This is a genomic window from Pantoea sp. ICBG 1758, from assembly GCF_002928325.1.
Taxonomy (GTDB): domain Bacteria; phylum Pseudomonadota; class Gammaproteobacteria; order Enterobacterales; family Enterobacteriaceae; genus Pantoea; species Pantoea eucrina.
Map to the genome: position 1 here is coordinate 79,499 of NZ_POWL01000002.1, position 14,422 is coordinate 93,920.

The following is a 14,422-nucleotide window of genomic DNA, read 5'->3' on the forward strand; positions in this document are numbered from 1 at the left end:
ATGCGAATAATTGTCTACGGCAGTTTACGGCGCAAGCAGGGAAATAGTCACTGGATGACCAATGCGCAGTGGCTCGGCGAGCACCAGATTAAGGGGTTTGACCTCTATAATCTGGGGCTTTACCCGGGTGTGGTGGAGGGCGAAGGAACCGTCCTGGGTGAGGTATACCGCATTGATGCCAGCACGCTCGGTGAGCTGGATGCCCTGCGCTGCAAGAACGGCGAGTATAAGCGTCAGCTTATTCAGACGCCTTACGGCAGCGCCTGGCTGTACGTCTACCAGCGCTCAGTCGCGGGGCGACCGCACATTGCCAGCGGCGACTGGCTGCAACGCGATGACGCTGCAGATGCATAAATAAAAACACCGCCGTAAAGGCGGTGTTTTTTTATCGGTAACGCGCATCTCAGCCGGTCTGCCCGGCAAAGATTATTTCTGCTGCGCGCGCTCGAAAGAGGTGATGATTTCAGCTTTGGCCGCTTCTGCGTTATCCCAGCCGTCAACCTTCACCCACTTGCCTTTTTCCAGATCTTTGTAGTGCTCAAAGAAGTGGGTGATCTGCGCTTTCAGCAGCTCTGGCAGGTCGTTCACATCTTTGATGTGATCGTACTCTTTGCTCAGTTTGGTATGCGGCACCGCCACCAGTTTGGCATCTTCGCCAGACTCATCGGTCATCTTCAGAACGCCAACCGGACGGCAGCGGATCACTGAACCCGGCACCAGCGGATAAGGGGTTGGCACCAGCACGTCAACCGGGTCACCATCCAGTGACAGCGTGTTGTTGATGTAGCCGTAGTTGCACGGATAGAACATGGCGGTAGACATAAAGCGGTCTACAAACAGGGCGCCAGACTCTTTATCCACTTCATATTTGATCGGATCGGCATTCGCCGGGATCTCAATAATTACATAGATATCTTCTGGCAGATCTTTACCTGCAGGCACCTGGTTCAGACTCATCTGGCTTTCCTTCATTAGTCGTATGTTGAGTGACGGCTATTATAGCCAACTGACTCTGAAAGTATGCCCCCTTTTTGGCGTTTCGGAATGCTCCAAGCCCGCTACTTCGCCGTCACAAATAGCGAGACAATGCCCGCCGCAATCAGCGGCCCTACCGGCACGCCGCGAAAGAACGCCACGCCAATCACGGTACCAATCAGCAGCCCGGCAACCACCGATGGCTGAATGCTCATAAAGCTGACGCCGCGCCCGCCGAGCCACGCAACAAATACGCCAACCAGAATTGCCACGATGGACTGCCAGCTGGCAAATGATTTCAGCAGGGCGCTCACCGGCAGGGTGCCGCTCGCCAGCGGTGCCATGACGGCGACGGTCAGAATAATAATTCCCATCTGAATACCCTGTTTCTCCACGTAAGGGAAAAACTGCGCCAGCGGCGTGAGCTTGATGGCCAGCAGGATCAGAATCGAAATCGTCACAGCGCTGTTATGAACAAAATAACTCAGTATGGCGAGACAGATAAGGATCAGCGTTGAGGCGTAGGGGGCCATGATTTCTCCATAAATAATCAGCAGGCTGACAATGAGCCGTGCAACGGTTTGTCTGCTGTCCTTTATCAACCATCAGAAAAAATGGCGCAACCGGCTTATGCATAATTATCTCTGCTGCAGTAAAGAAAATTCACAGCATGAGCGATCATCATTCGCCCGATCGTCAGGCACCGGTAAAGTTTCCGCACGTCACAGCCGATAATTTCTTCGTTTAGGGTCACTGGATTCTCCCTTTTTTACCGCATACGGGAATTATCATGATTGCTCAGCTCTCGCTTCGCACTGCCTTACTTTCGCTGCTTATCTGCATGACGCTGCTGCTGCTGGCCGTCAGCGGCATGGGCATTTACGCCATCAATGCCGGTAATCAGTCGCTTAACGCCATCAATCGTATTCAGGGAATTGAACTGAACAGCCTTTATCAGAGCAACGCCGACCTGATGCGCGCACGCGCCAGCGCCGCGCTGGCGGTGCGCAAAATTGAGATTGGTCTGCTGGATGAGGGGACCGCCGTCACGAAGCAGGCCGCCGCGGACGTCGCCAGCTCGCAGCGGCATCTGCAGGCGTTTATCGACGCCGGCACCGTAACGGCTCACGGCAAAACGCTGGCGGAGGCGATCGCCGCCGCCTATAAAGCGTATCAGCAGGGTGCAGTTGCGCCGATGATGGCCGCGCTGGAAAAGCAGTATACCGATGAATATTACCAGGTACTGGAGGGCAATGTATCGCAGCTTGCGGCCCGCTATGCCGGTGCGGTTAACGCATTCAGCCTTTACGCCGATGAGGTCTCTGCCGCACGGCTGGCGCAGGCGGCGCACAATGAGTGGCAGATGAAAATCCTGATCGGCGTTGCGGTGGCGCTCACCCTGCTGCTGACCGGCCTGGCCTGGCTGCTGCTGCGTCAGGCGCTGCTGCGTCCGCTGGAGAGCGCCGTCCGGCATCTTGAGCAGGTGGCGGCAGGCGATCTGTCGCAGCCGCTGCCAGCTGCCGGTCACAATGAGATTGGCCGTCTGAATCAGGCGCTGGCCGTTATGCAGCGCGCGCTGCGCCACTCTGTGAGTCAGGTGCGCGAAGCCAGCCTGCAGATCGATACCGGCAGCCGCGAGCTGGCGGCCGGTACGGTGCATCTCTCACAGCGTACCGAGGAGTCTGCCGCATCACTGGAGCAGACTGCTGCCAGCATGGAACAGCTCACCGCCACCGTGCGGCTCAACGCCGTTAATGCGCAGCAGGCAAATCAGCTCGCCAGCAGCGTCTCTGACACCGCCGGCCGCGGTGCCGAAGTGGTGTGCTACGTTATGGAGAAGATGCAGGAGATCACGCAGAGTTCCAACCGCATCGCAGATATTCTCAGCGTGATTGACGGTATTGCCTTTCAGACTAATATTCTGGCGCTTAACGCCTCGGTAGAAGCGGCGCGCGCTGGCGAGCAGGGCCGGGGCTTTGCCGTGGTGGCGAATGAAGTACGCACGCTGGCAGGACGCAGCGCCAGCGCGGCGAAAGAGATCCGGACATTAATCAGCGAGTCGCAGACGCGGGTGAAAGAGGGCAGTGAAATGGCGACGCGCGCGGGGGCGACCATGGATGAGATCGCCGGTGAAGTAATGCGCGTAACGACGCTGATGAAAGAGATCTCCGGTGCATCTGACGAGCAGAGTCGCGGTATTGAGCAGGTCAATATGGCGGTGACGCAGATGGATGAAGCGGCGCAGCAGAACGCGGCGCTGGTGGAGCAGGCGGGAGCCGCCACCCGGCTGCTGGAAGCGCAGTCGCAGCAGCTGCAGGCCTCAATGGCGCAGTTCCGCATCGCCGCGGCGTAAGCGCAAACCATAAAAAACCCGCTCAGCGGCGGGTTTTTTTACTGTCCGGCACGGCTCAGGCGCCGTGGTTATCCGGATATTCGCGGATAAAGCGCTCAACATCATCGACCATCGCTTCGTTACCACAGAAGAACGGGCAGCGCTGGTGCAGCGTTTCAGGCTGCAGGTCAAGAATACGGTTTTTACCGTCGCTGGCTTTACCGCCCGCCTGCTCGGCGAGAAACGCCATCGGGTTGCACTCATACAGCAGGCGCAGCTTGCCGTTGGGATGGCTGGCGGTGCTTGGGTAGAGGTAGATGCCGCCTTTCAGCAGGTTACGGTGGAAGTCTGCCACCAGCGAACCGATATAGCGCGAGGTATAAGGACGATGCGTGTCGATATCCTCTTCCTGGCAAAACTTCAGGTATTTCTTCACGCCCTGCGGGAAGCGAATGTAGTTACCTTCGTTAATGGAATAGGTGTAGCCCTTTGCCGGATAGGTCATGCGCTCGTGGCTCAGGCAGAAAACGCCGAGCGACGGATCATAGGTAAAGGCGTGCACGCCGACGCCGGTGGTATAGACCATCATGGTTGAGGAGCCATACACCACATAACCTGCGGCCACCTGCTGATTCCCCGGCTGCATAAAGTCCGCTTCCGTGATCGGCGTACCGGGTTCACTGATGCGGTGATAGATAGAGAAAATGGTTCCGACAGAAACGTTTACGTCAATGTTGGATGAGCCATCCAGCGGATCCATCAGCACCACATATTTGCCATCTTCCGAGCCTTCAAAGATAACAAACTCATCCTCTTCTTCAGAGGCGATGCCGGCAACCACACCACGCGCTTTCAGGGCAGCTTTCAGTTTTTCATTCGCGAAGAGGTCCAGCTTCATCTGCTGTTCGCCCTGCACGTTTTCCACGCCGCTGGCACCCAGAATATCCACCAGACCCGCTTTATTAATATCGCGGTGAATGATTTTAGCGCCCAGCTTAATGGAGGAAATCAGCGCCGTCAGTTCACCTGTGGCGTGAGGAAAGTCGTGTTGCTTCTCGACGATGAATTCGCCTAACGTTTTCATAACACATTCCCTGAATCTACGATGGAGTGGCAGCAGCTGTAACAAACTGCCAACGTATGCGTACGCAGTTTAGCCGATTGAACTTTAAAAACCATAGTCCTAATCCGTTTCTTCCCTTCAGACTCGGGGTTACACTGTGCGCCGAACTTTCAGTTAATGGATCTATTTATGCGCATTCACATCCTCGGCATTTGTGGCACTTTTATGGGCGGCCTGGCTATGCTGGCGCGTTCGCTGGGACATCAGGTAACCGGCTCGGACGCAAATGTTTACCCGCCGATGAGTACGCTGCTTGAGCAGCAAGGCATTGAATTAACTGAGGGTTACGAGGCGTCGCAGCTCGATCCGGTGCCAGACCTGGTGATTATCGGTAACGCCATGACGCGCGGTAATCCCTGTGTTGAAGCCGTGCTGGAGCGCAACATTCCCTACCTCTCCGGGCCGCAGTGGCTGCACGATTTTGTGCTGCGCGATCGCTGGGTGCTGGCCGTAGCCGGAACGCACGGTAAAACCACTACTGCCGGCATGGCAGCGTGGATCCTCGAGGCGTGCGGCCTCGAACCAGGCTTTATCATCGGTGGCGTGCCGGGCAACTTCGACGTCTCGGCAAAATTAGGAAAAAGCCCATTCTTTGTCATTGAAGCGGATGAGTATGACAGCGCCTTCTTCGACAAGCGCTCCAAGTTTGTGCACTACTGCCCGCGTACGCTAATCCTCAATAACCTTGAGTTTGACCATGCAGATATCTTCGACGACCTGCGCGCTATCCAGAAGCAGTTCCATCATCTGATCCGCATCATACCCGGCCAGGGCAAAATCCTGCTGCCGGAACACGATCACAACCTGAAGCAGGTGATGGCGATGGGCTGCTGGAGCGAGCAGGAGACCACAGGCGAACATGGCCACTGGCAGGCGAAAAAGCTGACGCCAGACGCCGCCCGCTGGGAAGTCTGGCTGGAGGGGGAAAAAGTGGCCGAGGTGAACTGGGGGCTGGTCGGCGAACACAATATGCATAACGGCCTGATGGCGATTGCCGCCGCGCGCCACGTGGGTGTGAAACCGGCAGATGCGGGCGAGGCGCTCAGCAGCTTTATCAACGCGCGCCGCCGGCTGGAGCTGCGCGGTGAGGTCAACGGTATCAAGGTCTATGACGATTTTGCCCACCACCCGACGGCGATACACGCCACGCTGGCGGCGCTGCGCAGCAAAGTAGGTGGCAGGGCGCGCATCCTCGCGGTACTGGAGCCCCGCTCCAACACCATGAAAATGGGGGTCAGTAAAAACGATCTGGCGCCGTCGCTGGGCCGGGCAGACAAGGTCTTTCTGCTCCAGCCGCACCATATTCCGTGGCAGGTCTCCGACGTGGCAGACGCCTGTATTCCGCCTGCGCAGTGGAGTGCGGACGTCGATACGCTGACGGAAATGATTGCGAAAGAGGCGCAGCCAGGCGACTCAATTCTGGTGATGAGCAACGGCGGGTTTGGCGGGATCCATCAAAAACTGCTGGAGCGACTGGGACGCTAAGGCCGTGGCGTCCTGCAGGACGCCTCCGGAGAGCGTGCGGCCGGCAGGCCGCCTCTTACGCTTCAGCCAGCTCGCGCAGATACTGGAAGATCTGCCGGGCTGCTTTTGGCGTTTTATTCGCCGCCTTCTCTTTCTGCGCGTTGCGGATCATGCTGCGCAGCTGCTGCCGATCGGCCTGCGGATAGAGCGTGATCACCTCGGTCATCGCGTCGTCACCCTGATCGATCAGGCGGTCGCGCAGATGCTCCAGCTTGTGGAACAGCGCCACCTGCTGGTTGTGACGGTTTTTCAGCTTATCCAGCGCCTGACGGATCGGATCTTCATCGCGCTGGCGCAGCATTTTACCAATCAGCTGCAGCTGGCGACGGCGACCCTCTTTCTTAATACGCTGCGCCAGCTCAATCGCGTTGCGCAGATCCTCATCGAGCGGGATCTTATCCAGGGAGTTTTTCCCCAGATCAACCAGCTCGGCACCGAGGCGTTTTAGCTCTTCGGCGTCACGTTTAATTTCACTTTTGCTGACCCAGATAATCTCTTCATCTTCTTCTTCCTGATTATCCGGTACATCGTCGAGCCAGTCTTCGGGCTGCCTGGTCATCTCTTGGCTCCTTAAAAAAAGAGGCTAATCCTACCAGTTTATCGGGCGACTGCGAAATTGTTCTCTGAGTCTGATAGACTCAACAGATTCACACTTAAGATTAGACGGCAGGTCGATGAACGTATCTACTCAGGTTGCAGAACAACGTAAAGCGCTGGAACAGGCTGTCGCCCAGGCGCTGGAACTCGCTAAAGCTCACACCGATGGTGCGGAAGTTGCGGTGACAAAAACCACCGGCATCGGCGTCAGCACGCGCTATGGTGAAGTGGAAAACGTCGAATTCAACAGCGACGGTGCGCTTGGTATCACCGTCTATCATCAAAACCGCAAAGGCAGCGCCTCATCGACCGATCTCAGTCCCGATGCCATAAAAAGCACCGTGCAGGCAGCGATCGACATTGCGCGCTACACCTCACCCGATCCTTACGCTGCACCGGCAGAGCGTGAACTGCTGGCGTTTGATGCACCCGATCTTGATCTCTACCATCCGTGGGAGATCGACGCCGATCGCGCCATCGAGCTGGCCGCGCGTGCTGAACAGGCGTCGCTGCAGGCGGACAAGCGCATTACCAATACGGAAGGTGGCAGCTTCAACAGCCACGTTGGCATCAAAGTGTTTGGTAACAGTCACGGCATGCTGCAGAGCTACTGCTCCAGCCGCCACTCGCTGTCGAGCTGTGTCATTGCCGAGCAGGATGGCGATATGGAGCGTGACTACGCCTATACCATCGGCCGCTCAATAGACGATCTGCAGAGCGCAGAGTGGGTCGGTAACGAGTGTGCCCGCCGCGTGCTGGCTCGCCTTGCCCCGCGCAAGCTGCCAACCATGAAAGCACCGGTGCTGTTTGCACCTGAGGTCGCCACCGGATTGTTTGGTCATCTGGTTGGTATGATCAGCGGCAGCAGCGTCTATCGCAAATCGACGTTTCTGCTCGACTCGCTGGGCCAGCAGATCCTGCCCTCATGGCTGACGATTCAGGAGCAGCCGCATCTGCTGAAAGGACTCGCCTCGACGCCGTTTGACAGTGAAGGCGTGCGAACCGAAGCGCGCGATATTATCAAAGAGGGTGTGCTGCAGAACTGGCTGCTGACCAGCTATTCAGCGCGCAAGCTTGGCCTGCAGAGCACCGGCCACGCGGGCGGCATACATAACTGGCGCATTGCCGGTCAGGGCCACAGCTTTGATGACCTCGTTAAACAGATGGGACGCGGCCTGATTGTCACTGAACTGATGGGTCAGAGCGTCAGCGCCATGACCGGCGACTACTCGCGCGGCGCGGCGGGCTTCTGGGTTGAAAACGGCGAAATTCAGTATCCTGTGAGCGAAGTCACAATTGCAGGAAACCTTAAAGAGATGTGGCGCAATATGGTTACGGTCGGTAACGACATTGAAACCCGCAGCAATATACAATGCGGATCGGTGCTGCTGCCGGAGATGAAAATCGCCGGACAATAACGACATCGCTTCCAGAAAGCAGCCGGCAAGGCTGCTTTTTTTTGCCCGATAATAATTAAAAGGAACACGTCATGCGTAAGCATTTAATTGCAATGTTGTCTCTGTCGTTACTGTTCTCTTCTGCCAGCGTGCTGGCGGCAGATCTTGAACAGGATATGGATACGCTGAAAGAGAACCTGAGCGTAGTGAAGAAAACGGATGACGCGCAGGAGATGCATACTGCGCTCGGTAAAATGCGCCAGGCCGCGCAGGATGCCAAAAATTCCACGCCGGACAAGCTGGAAGGGCAGCCGGCGGATAGCGCACAGATCAAAGATTATCACGCCGGTCTTGACGCACTGATTGCGCAGATTGACGTGGTCGACAAGCTCGCTCAGGCCAGCAAGCTGGATGAGGCAAAAGCCGAAGCGAAAAAACTGGAAGATATCCGCAATACCAACCATAAGAAATTCCGCTGATACTCGGGGCCAGCCTGCGTGCTGGCCCGCTTTACCGATCCTCCCCTGCAAACTCCTCTGCAAATATATAACTTTCCCGCACGCCTGATGCATGCCAGCCGCTGGCATGCGCGATATGTGCTGTCTGCGATCTGACGCACCGCGCGTTGCCACATTTCCGTTTCAGGGTGGAAAAAGTGCGTCTCCACACGGCCGGACGGAACGCGTAGTTTGTTTTTTAACGCGAATTATCTGCCGTAAACAGGAGTAGAAGGGTGAGGAGTGATGCTGTCCCGCTGAACGCAGAAGCCGTTCAGGCGCTGGCGGATCGCATATTAAGTCAAATCGCGATCCTCTATACCGCGCACCAGATTAGCCCCACACCGGTGCAGCAGCAGATGCTGAATTCGCACGTTCAGGCGATGGCCAGCCGCTCGCTAAGCGGCGAGGCGCTGCCGGAGGTAGAAGCGGAGCTGTTTGATGATATTCCGCCTGACAGCCTGCAGCTGGCGCAACAGATCGTCGATCTGTTCGGCAATCTGCCGGTGGAAGAGGCCTGGCTGCTCTCGGTGCATATTGAAGTGGCGAAAAGTAACGACGCATAAACAGAGAGGAAGTGAACATGGTGACAGTGGTGATTGGCGATCGTCTGGGTAAAGGCCAGAAAGTGGCTGCCGGCATTGAAAAAGCGGGTGGACGCGCGGTGGTGGTGCCGGGCGTGGCAGCCGATATGAAGCTGGGTGATGTGATGAAAGCGGAAAACGCTGATTTCGGCATCTCTTTCTGCGGCAGCGGCGGCGCGGGTGCTATCACCGCGCAGAACAAATATGGCTACCGGGCGAAACATGGCATGCGCTCGGTAGACGAGGGCGTAACGGCGATCAACGAAGGGGCAACCGTGCTGGGCTTTGGTTTTATGGACAAAGAGGAGCTGGGCGAACGGCTGGTGCAGGCCTGGAACAAGAAGCACGGCAGCTGACGTATGAAACAGCACTATGAGACGCAGGTTATCGTGCAGGGGAAAGGCGATACCAAAGCAAAAGCCTTTGCCGATGCGCTCAGCAGCGTGCAGCAGCAGGTATTGCGCAACAGCCAGAAGCTGCTGCTGCGCATTGAGCCGCTGGATGTGCGGGTGCTGCACGCCAGGGTGCGTACCCGGCGGGAAAAATTTCTGTTTTTTTTCCTGGCGCGCGAGCGGCATCACTACAGCGTTGAACTGGAAATCAGCGTCAGCGTCACCGTTATCGATATGGAAAGCGTGACATTTACGGCGACACCCTGAACGCGCTGGTCTGGTCGTTATCCCGCCAGGAGAGAGGGCTTACCCGGCGCAACAATGACAATAAAGGGTACAACACTATGTTTCTCATCATTTTGTTTAAGTCGTTAATTATCGGCGGGCTGGTCGGCGTCGGAGTGGGAGCCGGCGCAGCGCGCATGTTCCACGCACCGGTCACACAGGGCATGGGTGCATTTCGTACCCTGGGCGAGCTTAACTCGTGTGAAGGCGACCCCGCTTCCCATTTCTCTTTTGGTCTCGGCTTCTTTTTCAACGCCTGGGCGTCCTCTGTGGCGGCTGGCTCCTTCACGCAGGATGTGGATCACCGCATTCTGCCGAACTGGGGTGCTGCGGCGCTGATGGTCAAAAATCGCAATGTGGCAGAGACGCTGCATAACCCGAAGCGTATGGCGATAGCGTGCGGCATCATCGGCATGATCGTCGTGGCTTTTCTGAACAGCACCGCCTCAGCCGTACCGGCTGCGCTGCAGGTGACGGCAGTCAAAGTGCTGGTGCCGGCGGCTAACCTGCTGGTAAACACCGTCATGCCGGTCATTTTCTGGCTGGCAGCCATCGACGCCGGCAAAAAATCGGGCTTCTGGGCCACCATCTTTGGCGGCCTGGCGCAGCTGATTATGGGTAATGCCGTACCGGGGCTGGTGCTGGGGATCCTGATTGGGAAAGGGGTAGAGGAGAGCGGCTGGAACCGGGTGACGAAAGTCATGATGGCGGCGATTGTGCTGCTGTTTGTACTGAGCGGCTTCTTCCGCGGGTTCGATATGAAACTGCTGCAATCTTTCCAGCTCGGCGTCCCTGGCTGGCTTGACATGATCCACAACAGCCTGAGCGGCAAATAAGGAGCCATCCATGAACGAACATGAAAATCGCGGCTTCTGGTATGCCGACTGGTCCTTCCCGATTTTTGTCGGTCTGCTCTCATCCGGCGTATTTGCCGGTACGCATATGTACTACCTCTACGGAATCGGCGCCTTTAACGAAGTGGCGTTTGTGTCGATGCTGCGCGCCGGCATGGAGACCGGCGTCTATGGCGCGGTCGCCGCGTTTGGCGCCAGCTTTCTGTTTGCCCGCATCATTGAAGGCTCGCTGGTCGGTATTCTGGATATCGGCGGTGCGATCCAGACCGGCGTCGGGCTGGGCGTGCCGGCGCTGCTGCTGGGCGCAGGCATTGTGTTTCCGGTCGCGAACTTTGCGGCTTCGCTGGTAACCGGTCTGGTGATCGGGGTGGCGATTGGTTACGTCATTATTCTGGCGCGCAAATTTACCATCAACCAGAGCGATTCCACCTATGGCGCCGATGTGATGATGGGCGCAGGCAACGCCTCCGGACGCTTTCTCGGCCCGCTGATTATCCTGTCGGCGATGGCAGCCTCCATTCCCATTGGCCTGGGCTCGCTCGCTGGCGCTCTGCTGTTTTACCTGTGGAACAAGCCGATTACCGGCGGCGCAATTCTGGGTGCCATGGTGCTGGGCGCGATGTTCCCGATTTCGCTGTAACAGGGCGGGCGCCATGAATGGCGGATGTAGGGGGCGCATTTATGCGCCCCTGGCCGCAAACGAGCTTACCTGTGGAACAAGCCGATTACCGGCGGTGCAATTCCGGGTGCCATGGTGCCGGGTGCGATGTTCCCGATTTCGCTGTAACAGGGCGGGCGCCATGAATGGCGACCCTGGGGTAAGGATGTAGGGAGCGCATTCATGCGCCTCTGGCCGCAAACGCAGTAAGGAGTAACCATGTTTGATCTGATTCTGCGCCGCGCACGACTGTGCGATGAGCAGCTGGTGGATATCGCTCTTCATGACGGCAAAATCGCCGTCGTCGGCAACGTCACGGGCAGCGCGCAGCAGGAGCGCGATCTGGCCGGGCGCTGGTACGTCAGCGCAGGCTGGATAGACAGCCACGTACACTGCTATGCAAAATCGCCTGTCTACCACGATGAAGCGGACGCTGTCGGCGTTGCGCAGGGCGTCACCACCGTGGTGGATGCCGGCAGCACCGGCGCCGACCAGATCGATGACTTCCGGCAGCTGACGCGCCACGCCGCCACCGACGTCAGGGCGCTGATCAACGTTGCCCGCACCGGGATAGTCACCCAGAACGAACTGGCGGACATGCGTCAGATTGATGAAGCAGCGGTGGTGCAGGCGGTCACGCGCCATCCCGGTTTCATTGTTGGTCTGAAAGCGCGCATGAGCAGCAGCGTGGTCGGGGAAAACGGCATTGCACCGCTGATCCGCGCCAAAGCGATCCAGCACGCTGCCGGCGATCTGCCGCTCATGGTACATATCGGTAACGATCCGCCGGTGCTGGAGGAGATCGCTGAGCTGCTGACCGCCGGCGATATCATTACCCACTGCTTTAACGGCAAACCTAACCGCATTCTCTCCGCGCAGGGTGAGCTGAAAGCGGCGGTCAGTCAGGCGCTGGCGCGCGGCGTCACGCTCGATATCGGGCACGGCAGCGCCAGCTTCAGCTTTGCGGTGGCGCGACAGGCGATCGCCCGCGGCATTCTGCCCGATACCATCAGCTCCGATATCTACTGTCGCAACCGCCTGCACGGGCCGGTACACAGCCTCGCGCACGTGATGTCTAAGTTTCTTGCGCTGGGCATGACGCTGCCGCAGGTGATCGCCTGCGTGACAACCCAGGCAGCAGCGGCGCTGCGCCTCAGCGGCAAAGGCGATCTGACGCCGGGCAGCGATGCCGATCTGACTATTTTCAGTGTGAATCAGGAGACCCGTCCGTTTACCGATGCAGAGGGCGAACAGGTGGCGGGAGAGCACCATTTTTTGCCGGTGGCTGTGACAGTGGCAGGCCAGTGGCATCTGACCGAAGAGGGAAAGCGTCATCATGTCTTCAGTTTATGAAAAATATCACCTGAAACAGGTGATCAACGCGTCAGGCCGTATGACTATTCTGGGCGTCTCGACGCCGGCACCGGAGGTGGTGGAAAGCGTCAGCTATGGCCTGAACCACTACTTTGAAATGAAAGATCTGGTGAACCATACCGGTGACTACATTGCCGGACTGCTGCAGGCAGAAAGCGCCGTCGTGGTTTCCTGCGCCTCGGCGGGTATCGCTCAGTGTGTGGCCGGGGTCATTGTGAAAGATAACGCCTGGCTGCTGGATAACCTGCACGCGGCGCCGCTCACGGTTCCGCATGAGATCGTCGTGCCTAAAGGGCACAACGTGAACTACGGCGCGCCGGTCGGCACCATGGTCGCGCTGGGCGGTGGCCGGCTGGTGGAAGCGGGCTACAGCAACGAGTGTTCCGCCGCGCAGCTGGCAGCGGCGATCACGCCGGCTACGGCAGCGCTGCTCTACGTAAAATCGCACCACTGCGTGCAAAAAAGCCACCTCAGCGTGGCGCAGGCGGCAGAAGTCGCGCAGCAGCATGGCATCCCGCTGATTGTGGATGCGGCGGCAGAAGAAGACCTGCGCTGCTACTACCAGATGGGTGCTGACCTGGTGATCTACAGCGGTGCCAAGGCGATAGAGGGTCCCTCCAGCGGACTGGTGGTAGGGCGCAGCCGCTGTGTCGAATGGGTAAAACGGCAGAGCAACGGCATCGGTCGTGCGATGAAAGTGGGCAAAGAGGGGATCCTGGGCCTGACGCAGGCCATTGAGCGCTACCTGTCGCAGCCAAAAACCAGCGGCAGCGAGATGGTTCAGCACATGACGCCATTTATCGACCAGCTTAACCAGCTGCCGGGCGTCACCGCGCGGGTGGTATGGGACAGCGCCGGGCGCGATATTGCGCGTACAGAGATCCATTTCGATGAAGCGCTGACCGGCTGGGCAACCGGCGATCTCGTCCAGGCGCTGAAAAACGGCGACATCGCTATCTATTTTCGCGGCTATAAGGCAAACGAAAGCATTATCGAAGCCGACGTGCGCAGCGTTACTGCCGCGCAGCTGCAGACTATCTTCAGCCGTATTGACGCGCTGCTGGCAGAAAGGAACAACGCATGAAGCTGACCCCCGATTTTTATCAGGATCGTCTCTGTCTCAACGTACTGGCGGGCTCAAAGCAGAACGCACGCGACATCTGGCTGGCAGCAGAAGGGCATGTGCTGGTTGGCGTGCTGTCAAAAAATTATGCCAGCCACGACGCGGCGCTGGCTGACATGCGCGATTACGCCGCGCTGATTGATAACGCGCTCTCTATCGGTCTCGGGGCCGGCGATCCGCGTCAGTCTGCTATGGTGAGCGAACTGGCAGCGGTGCTGCAGCCGCAGCATGTCAATCAGGTGTTTACCGGAGTCGCGACCAGCCGTGCGCTGCTGGGACAGTCGCAGACGGTGGTAAATGGTCTGGTCTCCCCCAGCGGGACGCCAGGGAAAGTGAAGATCTCAACCGGTCCGCTAAGCTCGCAGGCGGCGGAAGCGATTGTGCCGATCGACAGCGCCATCGCCATGCTGCAGGACATGGGCGGCAGCTCGGTAAAATTTTTTCCGATGGGCGGTCTGAGCGCGGTGGCGGAGTATCGCGCGGTCGCAGAGGCGTGCGCCCGGCGCGATTTCTGGCTGGAGCCCACCGGCGGTATCGATCTGCATAATTTTGCGGAGATCGTGCAGATCGCGCTGGAGGCGGGCGTCAGTAAAGTGATCCCGCACGTTTACAGCTCAATTATCGACAGCGCAAGCGGTGAGACGCGCATTGACGATGTGCGCCAGCTTCTGGCAACGTGCAAGGCACTGCTGCAATAACTTCGTTAC

17 protein-coding genes are annotated in these 14,422 nt (G+C 58.0%); 13 read left to right on the top strand and 4 right to left on the bottom strand.

From position 1 onward, the window contains the following. Positions 1–354 carry a gamma-glutamylcyclotransferase gene (locus C1Y41_RS10025; protein WP_039380578.1) on the top strand — a complete coding sequence of 118 codons (354 nt, stop codon included), beginning with the start codon at positions 1–3 and terminating at the stop codon, positions 352–354. A 72-nt stretch (positions 355–426) separates the two neighbouring features. On the opposite strand, the gene ppa is transcribed toward C1Y41_RS10025, so the two are convergent. Both ppa and C1Y41_RS10035 read right to left on the bottom strand, forming a co-directional pair. Then, positions 427–957 carry an inorganic diphosphatase gene (gene ppa, locus C1Y41_RS10030; protein ID WP_039380576.1) on the bottom strand — a complete coding sequence of 177 codons (531 nt, stop codon included), beginning with the start codon at positions 955–957 and terminating at the stop codon, positions 427–429. Between the two features lie 101 nt (positions 958–1,058). Next, on the bottom strand, positions 1,059–1,508 hold the full coding sequence (locus tag C1Y41_RS10035; RefSeq protein WP_039380575.1) for a DUF441 domain-containing protein: 450 nt from the start codon (positions 1,506–1,508) through the stop codon (positions 1,059–1,061). Between the two features lie 260 nt (positions 1,509–1,768). Between C1Y41_RS10035 and C1Y41_RS10040 the strand changes: the two genes are divergently transcribed. Continuing rightward, complete coding sequence (locus C1Y41_RS10040) at positions 1,769–3,328, top strand: methyl-accepting chemotaxis protein (protein ID WP_104085509.1); 1,560 nt, start codon at positions 1,769–1,771, stop codon at positions 3,326–3,328. A gap of 55 nt (positions 3,329–3,383) precedes the next feature. Here the strand turns inward: C1Y41_RS10040 and fbp are convergent, their stop codons facing one another. Then, the gene (fbp, locus tag C1Y41_RS10045; RefSeq protein ID WP_039380574.1) at positions 3,384–4,391 is read right to left on the bottom strand and encodes a class 1 fructose-bisphosphatase; all 1,008 of its coding nucleotides are present in this window, start codon (positions 4,389–4,391) and stop codon (positions 3,384–3,386) included. A gap of 168 nt (positions 4,392–4,559) precedes the next feature. Between fbp and mpl the strand changes: the two genes are divergently transcribed. Further along, complete coding sequence (gene mpl, locus C1Y41_RS10050) at positions 4,560–5,915, top strand: UDP-N-acetylmuramate:L-alanyl-gamma-D-glutamyl-meso-diaminopimelate ligase (RefSeq protein ID WP_104085388.1); 1,356 nt, start codon at positions 4,560–4,562, stop codon at positions 5,913–5,915. Positions 5,916–5,970: 55 nt separating this feature from the next. Here the strand turns inward: mpl and yjgA are convergent, their stop codons facing one another. Continuing rightward, positions 5,971–6,513: a ribosome biogenesis factor YjgA gene (yjgA, locus tag C1Y41_RS10055; protein WP_065648113.1), complete on the bottom strand. Its 543-nt coding sequence runs from the start codon at positions 6,511–6,513 to the stop codon at positions 5,971–5,973. A gap of 115 nt (positions 6,514–6,628) precedes the next feature. On the opposite strand from yjgA, the gene pmbA reads away from it, so the two are divergent. From pmbA to C1Y41_RS10105, 10 genes are all read left to right on the top strand, one after another. Beyond that, on the top strand, positions 6,629–7,969 hold the full coding sequence (gene pmbA, locus C1Y41_RS10060; RefSeq protein WP_094111026.1) for a metalloprotease PmbA: 1,341 nt from the start codon (positions 6,629–6,631) through the stop codon (positions 7,967–7,969). A gap of 71 nt (positions 7,970–8,040) precedes the next feature. Continuing rightward, entirely contained in the window at positions 8,041–8,427 is a 387-nt protein-coding gene (gene cybC, locus C1Y41_RS10065; RefSeq protein WP_071669184.1) for a cytochrome b562, read from the top strand. 254 nt (positions 8,428–8,681) lie between these two features. Continuing rightward, positions 8,682–9,011, top strand: a complete 330-nt coding sequence (locus C1Y41_RS10070) for a glycine dehydrogenase (protein ID WP_039380564.1) — start codon at positions 8,682–8,684, stop codon at positions 9,009–9,011. A gap of 17 nt (positions 9,012–9,028) precedes the next feature. Continuing rightward, positions 9,029–9,385: an SFCGS family glycine-rich protein gene (locus C1Y41_RS10075; RefSeq protein ID WP_039380562.1), complete on the top strand. Its 357-nt coding sequence runs from the start codon at positions 9,029–9,031 to the stop codon at positions 9,383–9,385. A gap of 3 nt (positions 9,386–9,388) precedes the next feature. Next, complete coding sequence (locus C1Y41_RS10080; RefSeq protein WP_071669186.1) at positions 9,389–9,688, top strand: DUF4312 family protein; 300 nt, start codon at positions 9,389–9,391, stop codon at positions 9,686–9,688. A gap of 77 nt (positions 9,689–9,765) precedes the next feature. Next, the gene (locus C1Y41_RS10085; protein WP_071669187.1) at positions 9,766–10,542 is read left to right on the top strand and encodes a DUF4311 domain-containing protein; all 777 of its coding nucleotides are present in this window, start codon (positions 9,766–9,768) and stop codon (positions 10,540–10,542) included. A 10-nt stretch (positions 10,543–10,552) separates the two neighbouring features. Next, positions 10,553–11,200 carry a DUF4310 family protein gene (locus C1Y41_RS10090; RefSeq protein WP_039380556.1) on the top strand — a complete coding sequence of 216 codons (648 nt, stop codon included), beginning with the start codon at positions 10,553–10,555 and terminating at the stop codon, positions 11,198–11,200. A 237-nt stretch (positions 11,201–11,437) separates the two neighbouring features. Then, the gene (locus tag C1Y41_RS10095; RefSeq protein WP_104085389.1) at positions 11,438–12,571 is read left to right on the top strand and encodes an amidohydrolase/deacetylase family metallohydrolase; all 1,134 of its coding nucleotides are present in this window, start codon (positions 11,438–11,440) and stop codon (positions 12,569–12,571) included. Beyond that, complete coding sequence (locus C1Y41_RS10100; protein ID WP_039380551.1) at positions 12,555–13,676, top strand: DgaE family pyridoxal phosphate-dependent ammonia lyase; 1,122 nt, start codon at positions 12,555–12,557, stop codon at positions 13,674–13,676. The genes C1Y41_RS10095 and C1Y41_RS10100 overlap by 17 nt, the downstream gene beginning before the upstream one ends. Next, a complete protein-coding gene (locus tag C1Y41_RS10105; RefSeq protein ID WP_104085390.1) occupies positions 13,673–14,413 on the top strand; it encodes a KDGP aldolase family protein in 741 nt (246 codons plus the stop codon). Before C1Y41_RS10100 ends, C1Y41_RS10105 begins: the two co-directional genes overlap by 4 nt. The last annotated feature ends 9 nt before the right edge of the window (positions 14,414–14,422 follow it).